This is a genomic window from Cognatundibacterium rivi, from assembly GCF_018139565.1.
Lineage (GTDB): Bacteria > Pseudomonadota > Gammaproteobacteria > Burkholderiales > Burkholderiaceae_D > Undibacterium > Undibacterium rivi.
In genome coordinates this window covers 300,983-327,555 of the sequence record NZ_JAGSPK010000005.1, presented here as the reverse complement: position 1 = coordinate 327,555, position 26,573 = coordinate 300,983, and the positions used below count along the sequence as shown (strand labels likewise).

Annotated in this window: 22 protein-coding genes; 9 read left to right on the top strand and 13 right to left on the bottom strand. The window is 50.5% G+C overall.

The window, feature by feature from the left end; genetic code table 11:
• Positions 1-293 precede the first annotated feature (293 nt).
• The 3 genes from KDM87_RS14905 (at position 294) to KDM87_RS14895 (ending at position 2,210) form a co-directional block, all read left to right on the top strand.
• Entirely contained in the window at positions 294-875 is a 582-nt protein-coding gene (locus KDM87_RS14905; protein ID WP_186885652.1) for a DJ-1/PfpI family protein, read from the top strand.
• Positions 876-936: 61 nt separating this feature from the next.
• Complete coding sequence (locus tag KDM87_RS14900) at positions 937-1,281, top strand: ribbon-helix-helix domain-containing protein (RefSeq protein ID WP_212679810.1); 345 nt, start codon at positions 937-939, stop codon at positions 1,279-1,281.
• Between the two features lie 389 nt (positions 1,282-1,670).
• The gene (locus KDM87_RS14895; RefSeq protein WP_212679809.1) at positions 1,671-2,210 is read left to right on the top strand and encodes a cysteine hydrolase family protein; all 540 of its coding nucleotides are present in this window, start codon (positions 1,671-1,673) and stop codon (positions 2,208-2,210) included.
• A gap of 137 nt (positions 2,211-2,347) precedes the next feature.
• Here KDM87_RS14895 and cphA read toward each other — a convergent pair whose 3' ends face one another.
• Together cphA and KDM87_RS14885 are read right to left on the bottom strand one after the other, a co-directional pair.
• A complete protein-coding gene (gene cphA / locus KDM87_RS14890; protein WP_212679808.1) occupies positions 2,348-4,918 on the bottom strand; it encodes a cyanophycin synthetase in 2,571 nt (856 codons plus the stop codon).
• 151 nt (positions 4,919-5,069) lie between these two features.
• Entirely contained in the window at positions 5,070-7,247 is a 2,178-nt protein-coding gene (locus KDM87_RS14885) for a cyanophycin synthetase (protein ID WP_212679807.1), read from the bottom strand.
• A gap of 367 nt (positions 7,248-7,614) precedes the next feature.
• Here KDM87_RS14885 and KDM87_RS14880 point away from each other — a divergent pair, with 367 nt between their 5' ends.
• Both KDM87_RS14880 and KDM87_RS14875 read left to right on the top strand, forming a co-directional pair.
• Positions 7,615-9,873 (top strand): cyanophycin metabolism-associated ABC transporter, encoded by a 2,259-nt coding sequence (locus tag KDM87_RS14880; protein ID WP_212679806.1) that lies wholly within the window; start codon positions 7,615-7,617, stop codon positions 9,871-9,873.
• A 5-nt stretch (positions 9,874-9,878) separates the two neighbouring features.
• Positions 9,879-10,349, top strand: coding sequence for a cyanophycin metabolism-associated DUF1854 family protein (locus KDM87_RS14875; protein WP_212679805.1), 471 nt, complete (start codon positions 9,879-9,881; stop codon positions 10,347-10,349).
• Between the two features lie 19 nt (positions 10,350-10,368).
• Here the strand turns inward: KDM87_RS14875 and KDM87_RS14870 are convergent, their stop codons facing one another.
• Complete coding sequence (locus KDM87_RS14870; RefSeq protein ID WP_212679804.1) at positions 10,369-10,890, bottom strand: GNAT family N-acetyltransferase; 522 nt, start codon at positions 10,888-10,890, stop codon at positions 10,369-10,371.
• A gap of 215 nt (positions 10,891-11,105) precedes the next feature.
• On the opposite strand from KDM87_RS14870, the gene KDM87_RS17975 reads away from it, so the two are divergent.
• Positions 11,106-12,980 carry a methyl-accepting chemotaxis protein gene (locus KDM87_RS17975; protein WP_212679803.1) on the top strand — a complete coding sequence of 625 codons (1,875 nt, stop codon included), beginning with the start codon at positions 11,106-11,108 and terminating at the stop codon, positions 12,978-12,980.
• A 37-nt stretch (positions 12,981-13,017) separates the two neighbouring features.
• Here KDM87_RS17975 and xth read toward each other — a convergent pair whose 3' ends face one another.
• Both xth and KDM87_RS14855 read right to left on the bottom strand, forming a co-directional pair.
• The gene (gene xth / locus KDM87_RS14860; protein ID WP_212679802.1) at positions 13,018-13,782 is read right to left on the bottom strand and encodes an exodeoxyribonuclease III; all 765 of its coding nucleotides are present in this window, start codon (positions 13,780-13,782) and stop codon (positions 13,018-13,020) included.
• Positions 13,783-13,884: 102 nt separating this feature from the next.
• A complete protein-coding gene (locus KDM87_RS14855) occupies positions 13,885-15,393 on the bottom strand; it encodes a leucyl aminopeptidase (protein ID WP_212679801.1) in 1,509 nt (502 codons plus the stop codon).
• Between the two features lie 50 nt (positions 15,394-15,443).
• Between KDM87_RS14855 and lptF the strand changes: the two genes are divergently transcribed.
• Genes lptF through KDM87_RS14840 form a run of 3 tightly spaced genes read left to right on the top strand, consistent with a single transcriptional unit; the run spans position 15,444 to position 18,078 of the window.
• On the top strand, positions 15,444-16,580 hold the full coding sequence (gene lptF, locus KDM87_RS14850; RefSeq protein ID WP_212679800.1) for an LPS export ABC transporter permease LptF: 1,137 nt from the start codon (positions 15,444-15,446) through the stop codon (positions 16,578-16,580).
• Positions 16,577-17,707, top strand: a complete 1,131-nt coding sequence (gene lptG / locus KDM87_RS14845; protein ID WP_212679799.1) for an LPS export ABC transporter permease LptG — start codon at positions 16,577-16,579, stop codon at positions 17,705-17,707. Before lptF ends, lptG begins: the two co-directional genes overlap by 4 nt.
• Positions 17,707-18,078 carry a sirohydrochlorin chelatase gene (locus KDM87_RS14840; protein WP_212679798.1) on the top strand — a complete coding sequence of 124 codons (372 nt, stop codon included), beginning with the start codon at positions 17,707-17,709 and terminating at the stop codon, positions 18,076-18,078. Before lptG ends, KDM87_RS14840 begins: the two co-directional genes overlap by 1 nt.
• A gap of 39 nt (positions 18,079-18,117) precedes the next feature.
• Here KDM87_RS14840 and cobA read toward each other — a convergent pair whose 3' ends face one another.
• The 8 genes from cobA to KDM87_RS14800 form a co-directional block, all read right to left on the bottom strand.
• On the bottom strand, positions 18,118-18,837 hold the full coding sequence (gene cobA / locus KDM87_RS14835; RefSeq protein ID WP_212679797.1) for a uroporphyrinogen-III C-methyltransferase: 720 nt from the start codon (positions 18,835-18,837) through the stop codon (positions 18,118-18,120).
• Positions 18,838-18,841: 4 nt separating this feature from the next.
• The gene (locus tag KDM87_RS14830; RefSeq protein WP_212679796.1) at positions 18,842-20,161 is read right to left on the bottom strand and encodes a sulfate adenylyltransferase subunit 1; all 1,320 of its coding nucleotides are present in this window, start codon (positions 20,159-20,161) and stop codon (positions 18,842-18,844) included.
• Entirely contained in the window at positions 20,161-21,096 is a 936-nt protein-coding gene (gene cysD / locus KDM87_RS14825) for a sulfate adenylyltransferase subunit CysD (RefSeq protein ID WP_186885668.1), read from the bottom strand. The genes KDM87_RS14830 and cysD overlap by 1 nt, the downstream gene beginning before the upstream one ends.
• Positions 21,097-21,161: 65 nt before the next feature.
• The gene (locus tag KDM87_RS14820) at positions 21,162-21,875 is read right to left on the bottom strand and encodes a phosphoadenylyl-sulfate reductase (RefSeq protein ID WP_190480854.1); all 714 of its coding nucleotides are present in this window, start codon (positions 21,873-21,875) and stop codon (positions 21,162-21,164) included.
• Positions 21,872-22,393: a DUF934 domain-containing protein gene (locus KDM87_RS14815; RefSeq protein ID WP_190480920.1), complete on the bottom strand. Its 522-nt coding sequence runs from the start codon at positions 22,391-22,393 to the stop codon at positions 21,872-21,874. Before KDM87_RS14815 ends, KDM87_RS14820 begins: the two co-directional genes overlap by 4 nt.
• 23 nt (positions 22,394-22,416) lie before the next feature.
• The gene (locus KDM87_RS14810; RefSeq protein ID WP_212679795.1) at positions 22,417-24,123 is read right to left on the bottom strand and encodes a nitrite/sulfite reductase; all 1,707 of its coding nucleotides are present in this window, start codon (positions 24,121-24,123) and stop codon (positions 22,417-22,419) included.
• 49 nt (positions 24,124-24,172) lie between these two features.
• A complete protein-coding gene (locus KDM87_RS14805) occupies positions 24,173-24,946 on the bottom strand; it encodes a sulfite exporter TauE/SafE family protein (RefSeq protein ID WP_212679794.1) in 774 nt (257 codons plus the stop codon).
• 220 nt (positions 24,947-25,166) lie between these two features.
• Positions 25,167-26,552: a patatin-like phospholipase family protein gene (locus tag KDM87_RS14800; protein WP_212679793.1), complete on the bottom strand. Its 1,386-nt coding sequence runs from the start codon at positions 26,550-26,552 to the stop codon at positions 25,167-25,169.
• Between the last annotated feature and the right edge of the window lie 21 nt (positions 26,553-26,573).

Here is a 26,573-nt window from a genome sequence, read left to right as displayed (position 1 = left end):
ATGTTGCTGTGTTGAATTTTATACGAGATTGTTCAGCGTCTTCTATATGCAGGCTGAAATATCCGATTTCTTCATCTGCGAAGCACGATTATGGCGTAAAAAAGACAGGCGTACGTTGTTCGTCCGCCTCGGCTGCAATCACAGGTGCGTAGTCGCTTTCGCAGTAAGTGGTGGAGTTGTTGCCGAACGCAATCTCGGACGAATTTGACGAAATGTAGTATCCCGTCATTACCATCAGACGATCAATCCGCTTAACAATCAGTTTCCGCTTTTAACCGATAACAGGAGACATCATGGCTGCAAAAAAAATTCTTATGCTGGTAGGGGACTTTGTTGAAGATTACGAAGTGATGGTGCCATTTCAGGCACTGCTCGCCGTTGGTCACGAAGTGCATGCCGTTTGCCCGGATAAAAAAGCCGGTGACTACGTTGCGACGGCGATTCATGATTTTGAAGGCCAGCAAACCTACACAGAAAAACCCGGGCATCGTTTTATTCTGACGCATGATTTTGCCAGTATCAATGAGCATGACTACGATGCCTTGTTGATTCCCGGCGGCAGGGCACCGGAATATCTGCGCCTGAATCCGCGCGTGATCGAAATTACACGCCATTTTGCACAGCAACAGAAACCCGTTGCCGCAGTCTGCCACGGTACGCAGATTCTGGCTGCGGCGAAGGTGTTGGATGGCGTGCGCTGTTCAGCCTATCCCGCCTGTCAGCCAGAGGTGGAGCTGGCTGGCGGCGTTTATGCGGCAATCCCTGTGACCGATGCAATCACCGACAAAAATTTTGTTACGGCACCAGCCTGGCCTGCGCATCCGGCATGGATTGCGCAATTCCTTGCTTTGCTGGGAACAAAAATCCATTTATAAAAATGGCATTGCCCGTATAATCGTCAGCAGAAAGTTTGCTTGGCGATTTGCGGGGTGCATCATGTGTGAAATTTTTGTCAAAGCCGACCCTGGCTTGTATGAATCCAAAGCGCGCTCGCTGCGCTTACACGGCGTCGTTACTTCGATTCGTCTCGAAAAACTGTTTTGGCTGACTCTGCAGGAAATTGCTGAACGTGATGGTATGAACACGAATCAACTCATTACCAGGCTGTATGATGAGTTGATTGAATATCGCGGTCATATCGATAATTTCAGTTCTTTTCTGCGCGTTTGTTGTCTGCGGTACACATCGCTGATGGTGGAAGGAGATATTTCCACCGATAAAAATCTGCCGTTGGCAGGTGCGCGGGAATCGCAGCCAGAGATGGCTCGTTTTTTAATTTGATGCCTGTTTAGCAGCGGCGCAAATTCACCGGGTGCAGTCAGCCCGGTATTTTTTTGGGCGCTAGGGACATACTCCCCCATTAAAATGCTATTTTTGCCTTCATCTCCTTATAAACAAAGGGCTTCTGAATATACTCCCCCCAGTATATTTTTGCTTCGCCAATGTCGCTGACGACATTATTTATCCATGAAAGTCGATTTCGTCGTCGACCATGAATAGATGCTTCTTTTGTATTCCTGTGCTGGTAAAGATATGCTTTCGTCTGCAACGAATAAGACGGATGCTCGTCCCGTGAGCGCGATAAACGATCAACGTGAGCGGGCAGAGGAAGATGTTTTTTCAGGATTTTATACGCTAAGATCAGTGCTTCACCTGCATAAAGGTTCGCGATGAAATGTGTTTTGCTGATTATCGACGTGCAACGCGGTTTGTTTGATAACGAGCCGCGACCTTATGAAGCGGATGCGGTCGTTGATCGCATCAATATTCTTGCTGACCGCGCCCGCCATGCGGGAACCCCGGTTGTTTTCGTTCAGCATGAGACTGAAGACGACGAACTGGCGTTTGGTTCAGACAACTGGCAACTGGAGCAGAGGCTGGTTCTGGAAGACGGCGACACCATTTTGCGTAAGACCACGCCGGATTCCTTTTTACGCACCGAGCTGAGCAGTTTGCTGGCACAGTGGGGAACAGAGTTGATCGTCATTTGTGGTTATGCCAGCGAATTTTGTATTGATACGACCAGCCGCCGTGCAGCTGCGCTGGGTTATCCTGTGATTATTGCTGCCGATGCTCATACCACTCACGATAAAGCGCATGCGAGTGCTTTGCAGATACGCACGCATCACAATGTAACGCTGGAAAATATCAGCAGCTTTGGTTCGGTGATCCGCGCGATAGACAGCCAGCAAATCGTGTTCGGAATCTGATACTGTGACTCGCAAGCGAAGTGCAAGCAACGAAGCATGAGCATCGCTGTCAACTGATCGTGGTTTTTCCTGATTTCGTGATCCAATAAAAATGCCGGGATAAACCCGGCATTGGTATGCAGACGGATAAGACGGCGTCAGTCTTCTGCGACTCGTTTGGCGATATGCGCCAGTGCTTCTTCCACCTGATCAATCAGAATCAGACACAGATCACCTTCTTCCAGCCTGTCCATTGCCAGATCAATCGCGATGAACTCGCCGTGGATTTCATCAACCCGGCTAGTCTTTGAAGCATTTTTCAAGCCTTCGCGCAGCAGGGCAACCACTTCACCGTCAGCACGACCGCGTTGACACTGATCCTGATACAGCACGACATCATCAAAGGCTTCGCCGAGAATTTCGGTTTGTTGGCGAATGTCCTGATCCCGGCGGTCACCGGCACCGCTGATCACAACCGAGCGACGTTTGGCAGGCATGGTTTCGACTGCCCGCACCAGCGCCAGAATCGCGTCCGGATTGTGACCGTAATCTGCGATCAGGGTAGCGCCGCGGTATTGGAACACATTGAAACGACCCGGCGCATTATCTGCTTCATTCGCAAAGGTTTTCAGGCCAGCGCGAATGTGATCCCAGTCGAGATTGACGGCCCATGCTGCAGCAACTGAGGCCATGACGTTTTCAACCTGAAAGCCGATGCTGCCATTGCGGGTGATAGGGATGTCGGCCAGCCGTATGCTGTGGCGCGATTTACCTTCGGCAGCGATGAGTTCGCCATTTTCGATATACACGACGCGCTTACCTTGGGCGCGGTGCGCTGCCATGATCGGATGCTGGCTGTCGGCTGCAAAGAAAATCACTGCCGACGGGCAATTGGCCGCCATGCTGGCAACGATAGGATCGGCCGCATTCAGAACGGCATAACCGTTATCTGCCACGTTCTGGACGATGACGCGTTTCAGAACGGCCAGATCTTCCACCGTTGTGATGTAATTCAGACCCAGATGATCGCCGGAGCCGATATTGGTAACGACGGCAACCTGGCAGCGATCGTAGGCCAGACCTTCGCGCAGGACGCCACCTCGGGCCGTTTCGAAGACTGCGGCATCCACTTCCGGGTGCGACAAAACATTGCGCGCGCTGCGTGGGCCGCTGCAGTCGCCGCTATCGATCTGGCGATTACCAATATAAACGCCATCCGTATTGGTCATGCCAGTGCGTAAGCCGCTGGCAGTCATCAGGTGGGCGATCAGACGTACCGTTGTCGTTTTTCCATTGGTACCGGTGACGGCAACGATAGGAATACGACCGTCGTCACCATCCGCAAACATGGCGCTGACGATGGCTTCACCGACTGCTCGCCCTTTGCCGAAGGAAGGGGAAATGTGCATGCGCAAGCCTGGTGCGGCATTGACTTCGACGATGCCGCCATTTTGCTGTTCTATCGGTTTTAACACGCTGTCCGCGACCAGATCAACGCCACAAATATCGAGACCGATCATTTGTGCTGCGGCAACAGCGCGGGCGGCGACTTCCGGATGGACATCATCGGTCACGTCTGTCGCGGCGCCACCGGTGGAGAGGTTCGCATTGTTACGCAAGACGACGCGCTGGCCTTTCGGCGGTACAGAGTCTGCTTCCAGACCTTGTTTTGCCAGACTGGCAAGCGCGATATCATCAAAACGGATCTTCGTCAGCGAGGTGGAATGGCCACTGCCGCGACGCGGATCTTTATTCACCAGTTCAACCAGCTGGCGTACTGATTGCTTGCCATCACCCACGACTTGCGGCGGGTCGCGGCGTGCGGCGGCGACTAGCTTGTTGCCAATGACGAGCAGACGGAAATCGTTACCCGGTAAAAAGCGCTCAACCAGAATGTCATCGCGGAATTCGGTTGCAGCATGATAGCCAGCAACCAGTTGTTCGCGTGTAGTGACGTTGACGGTTACGCCTTTGCCCTGATTACCATCTTTCGGTTTGACCACCACAGGCAAGCCGATTTCCAGAGCGGCTGCCCAGGCATCGTCGGGGCCGCCAACGGAACGGCCAAGCGGTACGGGTACGCCGGCTGCGTGTAACAATTTTTTGGTTAATTCTTTATCTTGCGCGATCGCTTCGGCAATGGCGCTGGTGCCATCCATTTCCGCTGCCTGAATTTTCCGCTGACGCGAGCCCCAGCCAAATGCAACCAGGCTGCCATCCGTCAGACGGCGATACGGAATATTGCGGGCAACCGCAGCGTTAACAATAGAACCAGTCGAAGGACCGAGGCGCACATCTTCATCGAGTTCACGTAACTGATCGAGCGCGGCTTGCAGATCAAACGTTGTGTTGCTGAGTGCGGCATTAATCAGTTTTTCAGACAGTTCGAGTGCGAGACGACCGACGGCTTCTTCGGAGTATTCAACAACGACCTGAAAAATCCCCGGTTCCAGGGTTTGCGTTGTACGGCTGAATGTAACCGGGCATCCCGCTTGCGCCTGTAAGCCCAGAGTGGTCAGTTCAAACACATGCGCAATCGAGATCGCATCATTGTAGCCAGTCGGTTGCAAAATGCTTAGCTCGGGGAATAATGCACGCAAACGGTCTTCAAAACCGACCAGTTCTGCAATTGAACATTCAGCTTCGTTGCAGGCAACGATCGCTTCTACCGACGTATGATGGCTCCAGAGATTCGGGCCACGCAGGGCACGGATGCGTGATACTTCCATAAAACTTAGTCCTGTTGAAAGGGGCAGTTAATCAGGTAGCGTTGACGGATGCGATATATTTTCATCCTTAAAAGCCGCTTGCTACCTGTGATTTTTATTTAAGCAAATTGAGCGAAATTGATTGAGCGATGGATTGTTCAGCATCCCTGTTTCAATACGCTGTTTTCGGGCTGGAATCAAAAGTTCTGAGCCCGGCACCAATGAGTTCCGGACTGACATCCAGCGCCCAGGCCCCGGCAACTGCGGCCATGATACTTTCAGGCTGCGCTGCTTTGGTCGGTTTCAGCGATGACAATGGCAGCAGAGCAGTTTCTTCTGCACCACTTGCCAGGACAATATTATTGTCTCGTATGAAAACGACACGTTCGCCCGCTGCACGATGTGCTTTGAGGGTGTCCAGATGTTCATCGAGTGCATAGAAAATTACTTTGCCATCACATAATTCGGCCAGCTCGGCTACCGCTGGTATTGCGGCATTCAGAACCGCTGTACCGGTGCGCAGCACGACATCAACTTGCGTGCGCATAATTTTGCGCATCTGCTCGGCATCAGTGATATAAAACTCACTGAGGTCTTCGTGACCATCAAAATCAGTGACGATGCCGACGCTGCACTTATCGTAAGCGAGTCCATCCGTCAGCAGCGCACGGGCATTGGTTTCAAACACAGCAGCTTCAACTGAACGATTAATCAGCAAACGTTGACCCGCTTCCCAATTTGCGCAATTGCCGTCGGTCACCAGACGTTTGTTCAGGTATAAACCCTGACGACTGGCGACACCAGTTTCCTTGCCTGCGATGTTCAGTAAGCCGCCTATCAGTCTCGAAATCAGATCGGTATTGCGTGTGCCAGCGACACCGACAATTTGTATGCGACCGGTTTCTTCTTCTGCAAACAGGTGATCGACAATCGCCTTGCCGACATCACGCCCTTCACCGTTTGCTGGTTTGATGTGTGCCAGCAAACCCGGGCTGGCATTGACTTCAATAATCGCGCCACGTTGTTCTGTCAGAGGGCGGCTGATATCTTCGGTGACCAGATCAACACCAGCGATGTCCAGTCCAACGATGCGTGCTGCGAGTGTCGCTGCATAAGCAACATCGGGATGAATGATGTCAGTCACATCCAGTGCGACGTTGCCGTTGAGCTGAATTAATACTTTTTGATTTTCCTGAGGCACGGAATTGGCATCCATACCCTGACGCTTGAGTTCAAGTATCACTTCCGCAGCAACCGCGGGTTGGATGATATTCAGAGGGAATTCTTCAGTTGTTCCACGGCGTGGATCCGTATTGATCTGAGTATCTACCAGTTGCTGAACCGTGGATTTTCCGTCACCTTTGATCCAGAGTGATTCGCCCTTACCTGCGGCAACGACTTTATTGCCTACGACTAAGACGCGATGTTCGTCGCCAGCAATGAAACGCTCAACAATCACGCTTTTGCTGTCGCCCTTGCGTGCAGCGAGATGATAGGCCGCTTCCACGTCAGCTTGCGTCATCAGATTCAACGACACACCGCGACCGTGATTGCCGTCATACGGTTTCACGACGACCGGCAGACCGATATCCTGCGCTTCTTCCCATGCTTCTTCAGCACTGCGGACGATGCATCCTTCAGGAACGGGGACGCCGCAGGCCTTTAATAATGTTTTCGTCAGATCTTTATCAGAGGCGATACTTTCGGCGATGGCGCTGGTACGGTCAGTTTCTGCTGTCCAGATGCGGCGTTGTGCGGCACCGTGCCCGAGTTGTACCAGATTGCCATCGGTCAGGCGCAACGACGGAATACCCCGATTGGTTGCGGCGTCAACGATGCTGGCCGTGCTTGGGCCGAGACAGCGCGCGTCAACCATGTCACGCAAAATACCTAACTGTGTTTCGAGATCAAATGGCTGATCTTCTATAGCGGCCATCAGTAAATCACGCGCGATCGTCAGTGCCGTGCGACCGACTTGTTCTTCGCGGGTACGGAATGCCATTTTGTAGACGCCGGTAACGCCCGTTGAACGGGTTTGCCCGAAGCCGGTGCGCATTCCTGCGAGATTTTGCAATTCCAGTACGACATGCTCAAGGATGTGACCAGACCAGGTACCTTCACGCAGACGCTCCAGAAATCCACCGCGCTCACCGACACCGCAGCGATGCTCAATTAAACCGGGGAGCCATGTTATTAAACGATCGTACAAACCCGGCAACATATTCGAAGGTGTGTCTTCGAGTGCTCCGATATCAAGCCAGGTTTCGATGACTGGCCGGTAAGTCCAGATATTCGGTCCGCGCAAATGATTTACACGGAGAATGCTGATGTCTTTCTTCTTTGTCGTCATGTAAGTAATTTCTTATAGATCGGGAACAACAGACCTGATCTTGTCAAATTTAGAGCATTTTCTCTTATTAGGAAAAATTTTTGCTGAGTTTAAACAAATGCGCCTGCTGAAATTTGCCGGCATTCATTTATTCATTACAAAGCAGAATAGAAAGACGGTCTTACTGATATACTTGCGCTTTAGCGCAAACAGCATTAATCCTCTTGATCAGTTTCATCTGATTATTCTTCTTTCGATAGAATACCGTAAATTGCTGCTTCCGTGATACGGCTTGCGCCTCTAACGGATTCAAGTAATCGTTTTTTTCAAAAATTCAGTCCTTGTTTTATCTTACAGGACACGCTCTTGAGCCGGAGTTTGCTTCACAATGACCACAACAAAAATCAGTTCCGAGCAGTCAGTTTTGTCGATTTCCCCGCAATGGCAAAATGAGCTGAGCAAGCAAATGACTGAAAGTGAAAACGTTTTAAGTGCTTTTGAGGTTGACCTCGACAATAAGCTGCACTTTGTGAAAGGTCTGATTGTCGTTACCGATAAAGGTATTCGTACACTTCCGGCAGGCGGGACGACCTGGCAAAGCTGGGATTACAGACCCGGCCTTTCTCTCACGCATCATGATCACGCCGGAGTAGGGCATTTAAAGCTGACGGATGGGCAGGGTTTGCTGGCAAGCTGGCGCTTTACGCTGGGACAGAATCTGCATGCGATCCGGCTGCTGGATCATTTCAATGAACAATTGCAAAGCGTTCTGACGGGGCAGCCTGTGATCCGGGCGGAACAGAACATTTGCCCGAGCTGTAAAGCGGTGTTGGAGCCGGATCAGGAAGAGTGCCCGGTCTGTACTAAGGTGGTTTATACCCCTCCTTCAACCTGGACCTTGCTGCGTCTCTGGCGCTTCGCTCATCCTTATCGTGTGCAGTTATTCATTGGTTTCGCATTGATGCTGCTGGGAACTGCTGCGCACATGATTCCGCGTTACCTGACCAAGCCGCTCACCGATGAAGTACTGATTCCGTTTCAGCACAAGGAATTTGTCGATCCTCAACTGGTGTACCTGTATATCGGCGGCTTGCTGGGATCGGCAGTCGTTGCCTGGCTGCTGAGCTGGGGCAAGACTTACATCCTTGCGCTGGTATCTGAGCGCATCGGCGCTGATCTGCGTACTGCCACCTATGAGCATTTGTTGAAATTATCGCTCGAATACTTTGGTGGCAAACGCACCGGCGACCTGATGTCGCGTATTGGTAGCGAGAGTGATCGTATCTGTGTATATCTGTCTCTGCATTTACTCGATTTTGCGACCGATGTGCTGATGTTCTTCATGACCGCAGTCGCGCTGTTACAGATTAATACCAAGCTGGCGCTGGTGACTTTATTGCCATTGCCGTTTATCGCCTGGATGATCCATCTGGTGCGGGATAAATTGCGTACCGGCTTCGAGAAGATAGATCGGGTCTGGGGCGAGGTGACCAATGTGCTGGCCGATACCATACCTGGTATTCGCGTGGTGAAGGCTTTTGCGCAGGAGCAGCGTGAAGCGAGTCGTTTCCGCGAGGCGAATAAACATAATCTGGCGGTGAATGACCGTCTGAATAAAGTCTGGTCACTGTTCTCGCCAACGGTTTCTTTCCTGACCGATCTGGGGATTCTGGTGGTCTGGGCTTTCGGTATCTGGCAGGTCGCCCATGAAGAAATTACGGTCGGTGCGCTGGTTGCAGCGGTGGCTTTCATCAGTAACTTCTATGGGCGTATTGATTCTATGAGCCGCATCGTGTCGGTGACGCAGAAATCAGCATCTGCAGCCAAGCGTATTTTTGACATTCTGGACCATGTATCTAGCGTACCTGACCCGCAGCAACCAGTCAAAGTGAAGGAAATCAAGGGGCAGATCGAGTTAAGAGAAGTCGGTTTCCGCTACGGCAATCGTGCCGTTAACCGCGGCATCAGTTTAACGATTAAACCGGGGGAAATGATAGGACTGGTCGGTCACAGTGGCTCAGGCAAGAGCACGCTGGTGAATCTGATTTGCAGGTTTTACGATGTTTCCGAAGGCGCAATTTTGCTCGATGGCGTCGATATCCGGTCTTTTGCAGTATCGGATTATCGTCGCAATATCGGCCTTGTGTTGCAAGAGCCTTTCTTGTTCTTCGGCACGATTGCAGAGAATATTGCTTACGGCAAACCGCATGCGACGAGAGATGAAATTATCGCTGCCGCAAGAGCGGCTCATGCACATGAATTTATATTGCGTTTGCCACAAGGATACGATTCCATGGTTGGTGAACGTGGCCAGGGTTTATCAGGCGGCGAGCGGCAACGGATTTCGATCGCGCGTGCGCTGCTGATTGATCCTCGGATATTGATTATGGACGAAGCGACATCGTCCGTTGATTCGCAAACAGAAAAAGAAATACAAAAAGCGCTTGATAATCTGGTGCAGGGGCGCACCACCATCGCGATTGCTCATCGTTTGTCCACTCTGCATAAAGCAGACCGGTTGGTTGTACTGGATCGCGGACAGGTCGTTGAAGTCGGCAGTCATGATGAATTAATGGCGAAGCAGGGGGCTTACTACGATTTGTATCAGGCGCAGGCCAGAAACGCAGAATTGGTTGAGGAAGAATAATCAGCATGGCTACGAGTAAATTCGAGTTACAACGCAACACTTTTGGAAAACTCATCCTGACCAGCAGCGACGGTGAGGTATTTGAAGATGTCAGTCCAGTAAGGGCATTTCCGATTCAGTCACCATTAATGAGCATTTCTATGGTGATGGGGGATGGGCGCGAGGTCGCGTGGATAGACCAGTTATCCGATTTGTCCGATACCACGAGAACGCTGGTGCTCGAAGAGCTTGAAGGGCGTGAATTTATGCCAGAAATTCAACAGATTCTGGATGTCTCCAGCTTTGCGTTACCGTGTACCTGGACGGTTCGTACTGACCGCGGTGATACAGCATTTGTGTTGAAAGGCGACGAAGATATTCGCCGTATCGGTAGCACATCGTTGCTGATTACCGATAATCATGGCATCCAGTTTTTAATTCGCGATATGTTCAGTGTGGATAAACTCAGCCGGAAAATTCTGGATCGCTTTTTGTAATCCGCAAGTCAATACGTCGTTATTCCAAAGCGGGGAAGCGATAAGCATATAAATTTGTTTCTCGTTCCTCCCCCGGAAGTACCAGCACTTTTTCTAAAACAAATCCCATTTTTTTGAGCAAACTATTTGATTTGATATTGTCTGGCGATGTAATCGCAGCCAGTTTTTTCAAGCCTAAATCCCGCTCAGCATGTCTCATCGTCGCTTTTGCCGCTTCGATGGCATAGCCCTGTCCGCTGTAACGAGGTAAAAATGCATAGCCGATATCCACATCTTTCAGCGTCTCGCGTTTGATCAGGCCGCAGATGCCTATTGCGACACCCGAATCTTTAAGTGTTACTACATAAAAACTAAAACCGCATCTGGACTGGCTTTCCAGTGGTTTCGTTAATATCCAGTCGCTGGCCTGATCGAGATTACGGATGCCCCGATCGCCAATATTTTTGATCCAGCTCGGATCGTTGAGCAATTCCAGCACAAAGGCTGCATCGTTTGTGTCAAATAGTCTGATGACCAGTCTGTCAGTTGACGTAATATTCATAAAATAAGTGGGTAAGTAGTTTTGCGATGGATGGTTTTTTTTACCTATCCTGAGTCTTAACATTCTTTGACAATACGAACAACAGTTTCTTCTGGAAAATTCTCATCGTTTTAATACTTGAAGAGTAGTATTAATCACGCTATGAGGCGGATTCATCCACTCCGCTTGCTGTCCGAAATACTGTTTCTTGTTTGATCATGAATGGAGTACGTCAGATGAAGTCACTTAAAACCAGACTGATTGTCGTCATTGCCTTGCTTGTAACGCTGTGTACAGCGGTGCTGACCATCGGCAGCTACCTCAGGATGAAGGCTCAAATCGAGAACGATCTGAGTAATGAAATTCGTAGCGTCGCCTCCAGCTACAACGGTGTCCTGAGTAACTGGATTCAGGTCAATACCTCTCTGGTCGATAGTTTATCTAAAGGCCTGGCGGAAGGTAACGACTTACAGGCCAGTTTGAAAATGGTGAGCCGTGGCGGTAACTTTTTAAGCGTCTATCTTGGTCAGCCAGATAAGACATTTACGAATTTCCCTGCGAATCCTCCTCCGGCTGGCTACGATCCAACGGTGCGCCCATGGTACAAAGCGGCAATGGAGGCAAAAAAACCGATTGTTACGTCCGCTTATATGGGCGTCAATCCTCCTGGCTTAATGATTTCATTTGCGGCACCTGTGAATGGTGGCGAGGCTGGCGTTGTTGCCGCAGACGTTTTTCTGACAAAAATTGTTGAGCAGATTCTGACTATCAAACTAGCGGGTGACGGCTATGCGTTTTTACTGGACAAGTCAGGGCAGGTTCTGGCACATGCTGACCAGACAAAAGTATTAAAGCCAGCGAAAGATATTGCTGCCGAACTGAATCTGGATAATTTGAGCAGCCTGGCGAAGAGAACTGATCCAACGCAGGTCGAGATTGCCGGTAAAACGAACTTTTTGTTCTTACAGCCTATCAGTGGTTCCGATATGTACCTCGCGCTGGTGGTGGATAAGAACAAAGCGCTTGCTTCATTAGATCAGTTGTTGATGATTGCGGCGGGGGTTCTTGCCGTGTTGTTGGGCGTGATGCTGCCGCTATCCGCATGGCTGGTTGGTCGCATGATGTCTGGTTTGCAACGCGTGCGTGACGCAATGTCGGATATTGCCGCAGGGGGCGGCGATCTGAGTCGCAAAATTGAGGTCGAAGGGGAGGATGAAGTGGCGCAAACGGCGGATGCTTTTAATCGCTTTCTTGAGCAATTGCGCGTCATGGTGGTGGATGTCCGTAAGGCGACCGAATCGATTACTGTCGGCGCGACTGAGATAGCGACTGGAAACATGGATTTATCCGGGCGCACTGAGCAACAGGCATCCTCACTCGAAGAAACTTCCGCAAGCATGGAAGAGTTAACCGCCGCAGTCAAAAATAACGCCGACAATGCGCGGGAAGCTAACCGCATGGCGGTGAATGCATCCGATGTCGCAACGCAAGGGGGTGAAGTCGTCAGTCGTGTCGTCACTACCATGCAAGGAATTTCTGACAGCTCCCGCAAGATTGTCGATATTATCAGTGTGATTGAAGGGATTGCGTTCCAAACGAATATTCTGGCACTGAATGCAGCGGTGGAAGCCGCTCGTGCGGGAGAACAGGGGCGTGGATTTGCCGTTGTCGCCAGCGAAGTCCGTACGCTTGCACAACGTAGCGCAGCAGCAGCGCAGGAGATAAAAAACCTGATTGACGATTCAGTCAGTAAAGTTACCGAGGGCTCGGAACTGGTGGATAAAGCAGGTGAATCGATGATCAGGATAGTCTCTGCTGTTGATCAGGTTGCAGCGATTATTTCTGAGATTACGTCAGCATCTGCCGAGCAAAGTGATGGCATTCAGCAAGTCAATCTGGCTCTGGCGAACATGGATGAAGCGACGCAACAAAATGCGGCACTGGTTGAACAGGCTGCGGCAGCAGCCGGATCTCTTGAGGAGCAGGCAAATCTGTTGAAAACGGCGATGTCCGCGTTTCGTATGGAACAGGGCCACGCTGCCGTGCGCCCTGCATTGGTGACTAAAGGGGCTGCATATTCCCGTACCCCAAAGCTCGATTACGACGAATAAATCGTTCTTAATGATGCTTAAGCTTCACTGATCTGAATTAACTAAGGGTAGCGACCACTGGCGCATGATCGGATGGTTGCTCCCATTTACGTGGAATTCTGTCGATGGCACATGCAGTACAACGCATAGCCAGAGGTTTTGATAACAAAATATGGTCGATGCGCAGACCTTTGTTCAGTCTGAATCCCAGCGCACGATAGTCCCACCAGCTGTATGATTTTTCAGGTTGATCAAATTGTCTGAAACTATCCGTTAGCCCTAAGTCCAGCAAGGCTTGTAGTGCCGCACGTTCTTCCGGTGAGACCAGATTCATGCCCTCCCATGCCGCCGGGTCATGCACGTCACGATCTTCCGGGGCGATATTGTAATCACCGAGTAAAGCGAGTTCAGGATAACGCTGCAATTCTTCACCTACCCAGTTTTTCAGTGACGCCAGCCACTGCAGTTTGTACTGAAATTTATCCGAATCCAATGCCTGACCATTCGGCACGTAGGCGCAAATAATACGCATACCTTGTATTGTCGCGGCAATGATTCTTTGCTGTTCGTCTTCAAACTGAGGATTGTTTTTTTGTATATCCGACATCGGATGCCTGGATAAAATTGCCACGCCGTTATACGTCTTTTGTCCTGTAAAAGCGACGTGATAACCGGCAGCCTCAATTTCTGCCTGCGGAAACTTATCGTCTGTCAGTTTGGTTTCCTGTATGCACAGTACATCGACAGGATTGGTCTCCAGCCATTGCAAGACTTGAGGCAATCTGACTTTCAGGGAATTCACATTCCAGGTAGTTAGTTTCATGGCACTTTATATAAATAAAAAAGAAAGCCGTACTCTGGATGGTATTCAGAGCACGGCCTGTCCGTATTTCAAGCGTAACGCAAACAGTGAGTGATTATCTCATCAGGCTGCGCGGTTGATCAGGAACGTAGTGAGTAAGGGCACAGGACGTCCGGTTGAACCTTTCGCCGCGCCGGATTTCCATGCCGTACCTGCGATGTCCAGATGCGCCCAGGTATATTTGCGGGTGAAGCGCTCAAGGAAGCAGGCTGCTGTAATACTGCCGCCAGCCGGGCCACCGATATTGGCCATATCGGCAAAGTTCGATTTCAGTTGCTCGTTATAGGCTTCTTCAATCGGCATACGCCATGCAGTGTCTCCGGTTTGCTTACCGGCTGCCAGCAATTCTGCTGCCAGCTTGTCATGCGCATCATCATGACGTGTGAATAAGCCGGAATTATGGTGGCCAAGCGCAGTAACACAAGCGCCAGTCAGTGTGGCTACGTCAATGACAGCGGCTGGTTTGAAACGCTCAGCGTAAGTCAGTGCATCACATAAAATCAGGCGACCTTCGGCATCCGTATTCAGTATTTCAATTGTCTGACCGGACATCGATGTGACGATGTCACCAGGACGGGTGGCACTACCGGAAGGCATGTTTTCGCAGGTTGGGATAATGGCGACGACGTTCAGTTTCAGGTTCATTTCACCGATAGCACGCATCGTACCGAGTACTGACGCAGAGCCGCCCATATCGTATTTCATTTCATCCATGCCAGCGCCGGGTTTCAGGGAAATACCGCCAGAGTCAAATGTGATGCCTTTACCTACTAATACCACTGGAGCGTCTTTGGCTTTACCGCCATTGTGTTTCAGTACAATAAATTTAGGTGGCTCGACTGTGCCGTTGGTGACTGACAGGAAGCTGCCCATTTTGAGCGCTTGAATCTGTTTGCGATCCAGTATTTCTGCAACCATTTTATAATCGGTCGCAATTTTTCTGGCAGTGGTCGCCAGATAAGTTGGTGTGCAGATGTTTGGCGGAAGATTACCCAGTTCTTTGGTCAGATCCATGCCATTCGCCATTGCCTCGCTTTGCAATAAAGCGGTTTTAGCTGCTGCAGCTTGTGTGGCATTGACAGCAATCGCGATTTTTTTGACGCCGGTAGTTGCCGTGTCTTTTTTGCTTTTTAATCCATCAGTACGGAAAGTACTTTCGCGGAAAGCCAGAACGGTTGTGCGCACAGACCATGAAATATCACGATCTTTTACTTCCGGCAGCGCAATAACGACATCATTTGCACCAAGATTTGCTAAACTGCGAGCCGCAGCTTGCACAGCTTGCTGAAACGCTTTTTCTGCGACAGTATCAGCAGCGTCACCAAGACCAACAAGTAAAACCCGTTCCGCTGCCGTGTCTGCAACGTTGCGGAGCAATAATGAGGAACCCGGTTTGCCGCTGATATCACCGGATTTCAATGCTGAGGCGATAACGCCTTGCTTGTCCAGATTTGCAGCTGCGGCAGACAGTTTTTTATTTTCGAATACGCCGACGACGATACAGGCAGTCTTCACCGCCTTGTAGGCAGTTGAGGCACTTTTTGCGTCGATTGTTTTTATGCTAAAGTCCACTTATTACTCCTCTTGGTAAGTCTCGTAAAACAGGCATTATAATCCCTCCCATGATTTTTCAACGCTCGCTCAGACGCGAATTACTCAGTGCAGCAGGCGCCGTCTTTGCAACACTCTTCGTCATCACGATTACGGTGATGCTCATCAAAATACTCGGACAAGCAGCCGGTGGAAAAGTTGCATCTGGTGACGTACTCGCCTTGATCGCCTTCACGTCGCTAATGAATATGCCGATTCTGTTGATCCTGACCGGGTTTATCTCTGTGCTGCTGGTGGTGACAAGGGCCTATCAGGATTCTGAAATGGTGGTCTGGTTTGCCTCAGGGCTGAGTTTGCGCCAATGGATAGGGCCAGTCTTACGCTTTGGCATGCCGTGGATAGTATTGACAGGCTTGCTCAGTTTTATCGTCACTCCGTGGGCGAACCAGCAAAGTGTGGAATTTCGCGAACGCTACGATAAACGCTCGGATATTGCCAAAGTCTCGCCCGGTAAGTTTCAGGAATCATCGTCTTCGGATCGTGTGTTTTTCGTCGAAGAAGTCGCAGGCGATCTGAGTAAGGTGCAAAATATTTTTATTAATACCGTCCGCGATGGAAAATCGAGTGTGGTTGTCGCCAAAGAAGGCATGATAGAGATCGATAAATATGGCGATAAATTTCTGGTGATGAGTCAGGGGCGCCGTTACGATGGTTTGCCTACAGCGCCTGATTTTCAAATGATGCAGTTCGAAAAATATGGTGTCCTCGTCTCCAGTCAGAACGGCACCATCGTCGGCGATCAGTCTGCGAAATCGATGCCGCTGACTGTCTTGCTTGACAAGCCAGATGCGAATAAAAAAGCAGAATTTTTGTGGCGGATTTCATTGCCATTGATGTGTATGGCGTTGATGTTATTAGCGATTCCTCTGGGGTATGTGAATCCCCGCGTGGGGCGTTCAGCAAATTTAATTGTCGCCTTGTTGGTGGTGATTATCTATCTGAACGTCGTCAATATTTTTCAGGCGATGGTGTCGCAGGGGCGTATAGAATTTTCTGTTGCTTGGTGGCCCGTGCATCTGATTGCGATCATTATGACATTTGTGTTGTTCTTCTGGCGTATCGAGGTCAATCACCGCTGGCATCCTCTGGTATTGTGGTCCAGAGGTAAGGCTTGTTTACGTAGTAAAGAGAAAGAAAGCGTTGCATGAGAATCCTGCAAAAATATTTTTCGGTAGAGATTGTGCGCGCCGTTTTGTTCGTGATGGTTGCTTTGCTTGCCTTGTTTTCCTTTTTTGATCTGATGAGCGAATTGCCATCAGTGAATAAAGGTGGATATCGTTTGCAACACGCACTTTTGTATGTGACTCTTGGTATGCCGGGGTACATCTACGAATTTATGCCGATTGCAGTTTTAATCGGAACGATTTATGTACTGGCGCAGTTTGCATCGAATTCTGAATTCACCATCATGCGGGCAGCGAGTATGTCAACGGTGATGGCAGGAACGATATTAATCAAAATTGGCCTGGTATTCGTTGCGCTGACCTTTCTGTTTGGAGAGGTGATCGCACCATATTCGACCAAGCTGGCCGAGCGCATCAAACTGACAGCCATCGGTGCTTCAGAAACGCAGCAATTCAGAACTGGCCTGTGGACCAAAGATCTGATCCGTGAAAATGGTCTGAGCGGCGAAGTGATCGGTTCGCGCTTTCTGAATGTCAGAGAAATTCTGCCTGATCGCCAATTGAAAGATGTGAAGATGTTTGAGTTTGATAAAAACTTTCATCTGGCCCGCGAAGTGACGGCTAAAAGTGCGGAGTATCAGGGTAAGAACGTCTGGCGCTTGTCAGATGTGATCGAGACTTCATTTCCCCGAACTTTATCTGCCGAAGATATTGCCAACGTTAAGAGTCAGGCATTAAGTAGTCGCGATGTGGTTTCTGAGGTGACGCCTGACATACTTTCTGTCTTGTTTGCCGATCCGGATCGTATGTCGGCGGTCGATCTGGCTGCATATACGCAGCACTTGAACGACAATAAACAAGATAGTGAGCGTTACGAAATTGCATTCTGGAAGAAAGTGACCTATCCGTTTGCAACGCTGGTGATGATGGCCTTAGCATTGCCGTTTGCGTATCTGCATGTGCGCAGCGGAGGTATCAGCCTGAAGATATTCAGCGGCATCATGATAGGCATGGTGTTTTACCTGATTAACAGCTTATTTTCACATATCGGTTTATTGAATACCTGGCCTGCTGCCGTGACTGCTCTGGTGCCGAGTATTTTATTTTTAGGGTTGGCGCTGGCAGGCTTGCGCTATGTTGAAAGAAACTGATGAATAAAACGTCGGCATTGATACTTTTCGCGCATGGCGCCCGCGACCCACGCTGGGCTGGTCCGTTTCAGCGCTTACAAAAAATGACCCAGGAAGCCTCTCCGGATATCAGTGTGGAGCTGGCTTTTTTAGAATTCATGTCGCCAGCTTTACCTGAACTTGTGCGCCGCCTGACAGAAGAAGGAATTCGCAATATCACGGTCACGCCGATTTTTCTGGGGCAGGGCGGTCACGTCTTACGCGATTTACCGGTATTGCTGGATCAATTACGCGGTGAATTTCCTGCACTTGCGTTGACTTTATCAACGGCTGTTGGCGAGGATGAGACTGTGTTAACTGCAATCCGCGATTATTGCCTCAGGCAACTATAAGCAATATGTCGGCATTGCCGGCATATTGCGGGTAGCTAATTATTGCTGAGCTTTGCGGGGGCGCATGGCTTCTCCCATCATGACCAGCACAGGGCCACTGCAGGCGGGCAATCCACCGGCTAATTCACCGAGGCTTAGAGTCAGTTGACGCTCATTTTCCCGGCTGCAGTTTTCAACGATGACGACAGGTAAACTGGCTGGGAAATTTGCATCCAGCATACGCTGTGCGGTCAGCATCGCCTCGCGGCCACCCATATACTGAACCAAGGTGTCGCATTCAGGAATGCGGGTATCTGCCGTTTCTCCCGGCGCCGTGCTTGAGGTAAATAAGGCGACACTGCGTGCAACTCCACGTTTGGTCAGCGGTTGCCGGACACTGGCCGCAGCAGCTAACGCTGTTGTTATGCCCGGAACAATGTCGTATGAAATCCCTGCTGATTCTAATGTGGTCAGCTCTTCATCCGCACGTCCAAACAGCATAGGATCACCACCTTTCAGGCGTACAACCAGCGCGTATTTACTGGCACACTCAACCAATTGCTGGTTGATATGTTCCTGTGCAGCTGAACGCTGACCACTGCGTTTGCCAACGGGGATTTTGATTGCTTGCTGGCATAGTTCCAGCATTTCACTGGTGACTAAAGCGTCATACAGCACGACATCTGCGCTCGCCAGCAGGCGTGCACCGCGAACCGTGATCAGGTCAGCGGCACCCGGTCCCGCACCAATCAGATAGACCTTACCGTATGGCGCAGTCATAGCGTCAAGCTTCCAGGCGAATCATGCCAGCGGCGACCGTCTGGTGCGTTACTTCATCAATCAGAATGAATGCACCGGTCGAACGTAAATCATCATAGGCATCGGCAGCCAACGCTTGCTGAACATTGATGGAGACCGTCGCAATATCGTTCAGTTTCAGACTGTCAGCCTGGTGGCGTTGCTGTGTATTGATGTCGAGCAGCGTATCGACTGCAGTCACTCTGGCAGAAACTTGCCGGGTTGTATGTTTGAGCCAGTATTTGCGACGAACATCCAGTGCATCTTCTGACAGCCAGCATAAATCTGCTTTAACTGTTTTTAACAGCGTTGCCGGACGATCCGCACCGGCCAGCATGTCGCCGCGGGAAATATCCAGATATTCATTCAACAGTATCGTCACCGACTGGCCCACAACTGCGGTATCCAGTGAGCCATCCAGCGTCAGTATGTCTTTGACTGTGCCAGTCTGGCCGCCCGGTTGAACGATCAGTGTGTCGCCTTTGCTGACTTTACCTGCTTCTATGCGTCCCATATAACCGCGGAAGTCGTTTGCTTCATGGCCGTTGTGACGTGCCACCAGTTGCACCGGAAAACGGAACGGTTCATCATGGCTGGCATCGTAGACGCTGAGTGATTCCAGCAGGTCAATCAGTGTTGGTCCCTGATACCAGGGCATTTTATCGGTCGCCGTGACTACGTTATCACCTGCCAGTGCGGACAAAGGCACTGCATGAATATCGGTCAGCCCTAACTGTGTTGCGAATTTCTTGTATTCGGCGACGATGCGGTCATAGACGCTCTGATCATAGTTGACCAGATCCATTTTATTGACCGCAACGATCACATGTTCAATCTTGAGTAAATGGGCGATCGTTGAATGGCGTTTGGTTTGCACCAGCAGATCAACGCTGCCATCCGCATTCAGCTTCACTTTCGAGACATCGACCAGAATAATGACGGCATCTGCAGTCGATGCACCTGTCACCATGTTGCGTGTGTATTGCTCGTGACCCGGTGTGTCCGCGATGATGAATTTACGTTTAGGGGTTGCGAAATAACGGTAGGCGACATCAATTGTAATGCCTTGTTCGCGTTCCGCTTCCAGACCATCGGTCAGTAAAGAAAGGTCTATCGTGTCCCCGACAGTGCGCTTATGTTTGGCGCGGGAAATTGCATCGAGTTGATCCGCAAAGATACCTTTGCTGTCGAAGAGCAGACGACCGATTAAAGTGCTCTTGCCATCATCAACTGAACCTGCCGTGATGAAACGTAACAAGCCGCGTTCTTTATTGACATTGGCGTTTATTTGTTCAACGGCACTCATTAGAAATATCCTTCTTTTTTACGTTTTTCCATCGATGCTTCTGATGTCTGGTCATCCATGCGGGTTGCGCCGCGTTCGGTAATTTGTGTGATCGCTGTTTCCGCAATAATCGCTTCGACTGTCGCGGCATCGGACGAGACCGGGCAGGTGCAGGAAATATCGCCGACGGTACGGAAACGCACGATCTGTGTTTCTACAGTTTCGCCTTCACGCGGCGGCGTCAGATCGGTCAGCGGCACCAGCAAGCCATTGCGCGGGATGACCTGGCGTTCGTGGGCGAAATATATTTGCGGCAGTTCGAGTTTTTCACGTGCGATGTATTGCCAGACGTCGAGCTCGGTCCAGTTTGAAATCGGGAAGACGCGCATGTTTTCACCCGGATGTACGCGGGTGTTATACAAATCCCATAATTCAGGGCGCTGCGCTTTCGGGTTCCATTGACCGAACTCATCACGGAAAGAAAAAATGCGTTCTTTCGCACGCGCTTTTTCTTCATCGCGGCGGGCGCCACCAATGCAGGCGTCGAATTTGTGCTCAGCGATCGTTTCCAGCAGTGTTACTGCCTGGGCCGCGTTGCGTGAATCAGTTGCCGGATTGCGCAAGCGCACGGTGCCACGCTTGATGGATTCTTCGACCGAACCAACGATCAGCCGCTCGCCGAGTTCAGCGACGCGTTTGTCGCGAAAGGCGATTACTTCAGGGAAGTTATGGCCAGTATCGATATGCACCAGCGGAAACGGAAATTTACCCGGGCGGAATGCTTTTTCCGCCAGACGCAGTAAGACGATGGAGTCTTTGCCACCGGAAAATAAGAGCGCAGGGTTACTGCATTCAGCAGCGACTTCGCGCATGATGTGGATGGCTTCAGATTCCAGCCAGTCCAGATGACGATTACTCGCAGCATCAATAAAATGGTGTTCGACGACAGTATTCATGATCACTTCTCGTTTCTTTGTAAACTCAGGGTCTGCAGTTTTAGCCCGCTTGCTCGTTTGCTTGTTTAGTTTGCCGATTTTATGCGGATCAGTTTGCCATCGACGACATGCAAACCACATTCTTTTGATTCAGGATTTTCCCACCACCAGCGACCTGCGCGGACATCTTCACCCGGCTGTATTGCACGTGTGCAAGGCTCGCACCCGATCGAAGGATAACCTTTATCATGCAACGGATTGTACGGCACCTGATTGCTGCGGATATAGTGCCAGACGTCTTCTTCAGACCAATCTGCCAGTGGGTTGAATTTTTGCATGCCATGCGCGATGTCATCTTCCTGTACCGCGAGTTCGGTACGGGTGGCTGCCTGTGCACGGCGTTGTCCGGTTACCCAGGCTTTGTTTCCTGCAAGCGCACGATTCAGTGGTTCGACTTTACGAATACGGCAGCATTCTTTACGCATTTCCACGCTGTCATAAAATGCATTCAAGCCGTGTTGCTGGACATAAGCGTCAACGGCTGCGGCCTCCGGCTTGAATAGCGTGATCGCAGTACCGTAAGTATTTTTAACCGCATCCAGCATCCCCAGTGTTTCTGCGTGCAGGCGACCGGTTTCCAGAGAAAATATACCGATGTTCAGTTGGTTGCGCAAAATGAGATCGGTCAGCACCATGTCTTCTGCCGCCAGGCTCGATGCGAAAACTGCTGGCGTAAATTCTGCCGCAATTTCTTCCAGCGTTGCTTTGGTTGCGGCCAGACGTGCCTCAAAGTCACTCATTTGGCAACTCCGGTGCGTTCAGCACGACGGAACAAGGGATTTTTCTCATCCCATGAAGTCTGATATTTTTCAGAGAAATCGGTCAGCCCTTTGATCGCGTCATGGATATTTTTGTCGGCACGTACGGCAAAGGCATTGAAGCCCACGCGCTGCATATAGAACAACTGGTCACGCAAGACGTCGCCGATGGCGCGCAATTCACCGTTAAAGCCAAAGCGTGAACGCAGGTTATAAGCGATGGAATAACCGCGCCCGTCAGAGAATTTAGGAAAATCCACCGCGAGCAGGCTGAAGCGGGCAATGTCGCCCTCTAAATCTTTTGCCTGTTCGTCGCTGGAAAACCAAACCCCAATATCTGCGCGCTTTTCGAGCACGTTTCGTTGTAACAGCCAGACTTTGAGCGGTACTATGACTTTACCTGCAGGTACATCGATTGCATCCGGTGTCTCATTTTCTGCCAGCCGCAATACTGTCCAGTCATCCTGAACGATGGCTTTGTCTTTGATAATTTCTTGCATCATCTACTTTCTTCTATCGCAGTTTAATAAGCCACCGGCGAACCAGCGTCTTCACCATAGTGTTCGGTTGTTTTGATCGGTGTCGCATACACAAAGTCTTTGAATGGCGTGATGCCAAGGCGTTGTGCAGTGTCTATGAATCGCTCCTTATCAACGCGGTCACGGATATACACCTGAATGATGCGATCAATCACTTCCGGCATTTGCCCTGCAGAGAACGAAGGCCCGATGATTTTACCGATTGCCGCATTATTGCCTTGCGCACCACCTATGGATACCTGATACCATTCGCTGCCATCTTTATCGACGCCGAGGATGCCGATGTTGCCTACGTGGTGATGGCCGCAGGCGTTGATGCAACCCGACATATTCAATTCAAGATCACCAATATCATGCAGGTAATCCAGATCGTTGAAACGATCGGTAATGTCGAGGGCGATAGGAATCGACTTCGCATTTGCCAGCGCGCAGAAATCGCCGCCCGGGCAGCAGATCATATCGGTCAGCAGACCAATATTCGGAGTGGCCAGACCATGCGCTTTTGCCTCTTGCCACAGATCAAACAGCGCTGATTGCTGCACGTCGGCCAGCACCAGATTTTGCTCATGTGTGACGCGCAGTTCGCCAAAGCTGTAACGATCAGCCAGATCTGCCACAAAGTCCATCTGATCTGCCGTCGCATCGCCAGGCGGAACGCCGGGCTTTTTCAGTGACAGCACAACGCTCGCGTAACCCGCTACTTTATGCGGTTTTACATTACGTTTGACCCAGTTAGCGAAGGCCTTGTTATCTGCTTGATGTTGTTCGTAAGCTGCATCGCTTGCCGGCAGGCTGGCGTAGGCAGGCGCAGTAAAATAAGAGGATACACGGCGGAACTCCGCCTCGGTCAGCGTCGCCGGGCCATCTTTAATTTGCGCCCATTCTTCTTCCACTTGCTGCGCAAAGACATCGGCACCTATCGCTTTCACCAGTATCTTGATGCGTGCTTTGTATTTGTTGTCACGGCGACCGTATTGATTGTAAATACGCAGTATCGCTTCCAGATACGTCATCACATGCTGCCATGGCAGGAAATCACGGATCACGGTACCAAGGATAGGCGTACGACCCATGCCACCGCCGACCATGACTTTAAAGCCGATTTCACCGGCATCGTTCTGTACCACTGTCAGGCCGATGTCATGCACCGCAATCGCTGCGCGGTCTTCTTTGGCACCATTAATCGCAATTTTAAATTTACGCGGCAGGTAAGCAAATTCCGGATGGAACGTCGTCCATTGACGCAGAATTTCTGCATACGGACGCGGGTCAATCAGCTCATCCGCAGCCACACCGGAAAACTCGTCGGACGTGATATTGCGCATGCAATTACCGGAAGTCTGAATCGCGTGCATTTCCACGGTCGCTAATTCTTCCAGAATAGCTGGCGAGTCTTCCAGATTAATCCAGTTGAACTGAATGTTCTGACGTGTCGTGAAGTGGCCATAACCACGATCATATTTACGCGCGATAAACGCAAACTTGCGCAGTTGATCCGAAGACAGCATGCCATACGGTACCGCTATACGCAGCATGTACGCATGGCGCTGATGGTATAGGCCATTTTGTAAACGTAAAGGCAGGAACTCTTCTTCTGTCAATTCGTTGGCGAGACGGCGACGTACCTGATCGCGATATTGCGCAATACGTTCTTTGATGATTTGGTGATCGTGTTGGTCGTAACGATACATCTTTATTATCCTTAAAATACGCTTTGGATCGCGCTGTCTGAATGATTGATTACAGTATGAGTTTGGCGGCAACCAGTGTCAGCGTTGTCGCGAGTATGCCACGTAACAATTTTTCCGGCACCGCCCGTGCAGCGAGCGAGCCTATGGTGATGCCGGGGAGGGAGCCGATCAGTAATGCTCCCAGCAATGCCCAGTCAATCGATCCCAGCCACCAGTGCCCGAAGGCGGCAATTGCTGTCAGCGGAACGGCATAGGCGATGTCTGTCCCGGCAATATGTGCTGACGACATTCGCGGATACAGCATGACCAGCAAGGTTGCGCCAATCGCTCCTGCACCGATGGAAGAAATGGTGACCAGCGTGCCGAGTAGCGCACCGGAAAAGATGGTGGCGACATCCAGTTTGTGCCCATGCAATTGTTTTTCCGGATGCGCATTCAGCCACGCCAGCATCTTGCTTTTGAATAGCAAAGCGATCACAGTCAATAATACTGAGCCGGCGATAGAGTAACGGATGACCTGGCCAATTTCTTTGTTCAGTCCGCCAAAATACTTGAGGCCGAAGGTAGCCAGGATCGCTGCAGGCAAGGCACCTAAGCACAGCAGGCGCACAACGCGCCATTCCACGGTGCCGCGCAAGCGGTGGGTAAATGTGCCGGTGGCCTTGGTAATTGAGGCAAATGCCAGGTCGGTGCCCACCGCAACAGTGGGGGACACGCCGAACAACAGGGTTAACAGGGGCGTCATTAACGAGCCGCCACCGACTCCTGTCAGTCCGACCAGTGTGCCAACTGCAAAACCGGAAAATATATAAGTTAAATTCATGTCGCCCCACATTAAGTACATGGGATCGTAATGAAATTCAGCTCTATTCCAAACTACTTAGTATTTATTTGCTTATATGTTGTTTTGATATATCGATATTTGCTGAGCTTTGATGGTGATTTTGCTATGCCTCTTTCTATGTCTCTTTAGCAGAGCATGCAATATAGAGTGAGAATGTCGAATGAAACCAAGAGAATAAAGGCAGCAAGTATGATTGCTGTCACGGTGTGCCCTCAGATTGTCTGAGGCTTTCCAGAACCCGTTGGAAGTCCGGAGATTGTCGCAACACGTCGCGTCCGGCTGCTTGTAGCTGTTCGACGTAATCCGGCGTAATCGTGAATGCTGTCGGTACTTGCAGCAGCGATTGACGCAAATGACGATCTTTAATGTCGCGCAGGCTGACGTTAATCAGATGCAGTTCTGCATCGGCTGAAAAAGGGCTGTCTTTTTTGCCTCGATTTTCGATAATTTCCCGCTTCCAGCGCGCAACGTCGTCGTTTAACATTCCCAGTGTGATCTTGGTATCACGTGAACCGACGCCAAATAACAACGCGTCTGCAACTTGCCCTGTCGTCGGTACTTTATCGCTCTGATCTATTTTTTCACCTAAGTCGCGCTCGGAATTAATTGAGATCAGAATCATGCGTCGTATTGAGCCGGGTGGGGCTTTACGAAAACTTTCCTGTACTGAGCCCTCCGCGACGATGCGATCCAGCATTGCTCTGACCCCCAGATTATCCGTCAACCCGCCATCGACCAGATGTAAATAGGGACGCGCTGCGGCGTCTTTGTAACTGGCTTCATTGGCTTTCAGTATGCGCGAGCGGTAATTGCCCTCATCCTCTTTTTTCTTCTCTGCGGAAGCGTTGGTAGACGCTGCCGGACAATTATTCGCGTAATTGCGCAAGGTCAGCGGCGTCAGCACTATCGGTACTGCGGATGAGGATGCCACAGCGAAAGAGAGCGGCACATTGTCGAGATCGGAACAAATCAAGGCGAACTGTTCCGGTGTGAATTCAAATCCCGCACCCGTCGTCAGATCGGTCGCGGTGACCAGCAATTCATTGACATGCTGTTTCTTCTGTAGATCGCCAAAAGTCATGCCGCGGTACAGATGATCGAGTTGCTCTTCGAGAACATGACTGCGGCCATACCATGGGGAGCCAAGCTGATAAATCTGTCTGGGGGAAAATGCAGTCCGAATCAAGCCTTTTTCAAAATTTGACAGTAAAAATTCAGATTCAAAGCGAGTGAATGTCTCATCACCAAACGCAGCGTAATAGGTTGCCAGAATACTGCCGCCGGATACGCCACTGATCAGTCCGACCTTATCGAGTATCGTCGTTCTTTTACCTTCCCAGAGAAAACTGGTGTCCTTCAACTCTCGCATCACGCCAAGACCAAAAGCGGCAGCGCGGGCACCACCACCGGATAAGGTCACCGCCGCGACGATAGAGGGGCGGTTTGCCAGCAGATCTTCTCGTTGGGCTAAGGCAGACGTGGATTTGGCGACTTCATTTTGCCAAGGATGATAAGTGGAACATGCACTTAACAGTGCAAGCGTGCAAGTCAATGCGCCGCGTTTGATGATCGGAAATAGTGTCATATTTATTCCAGATGAATTTCC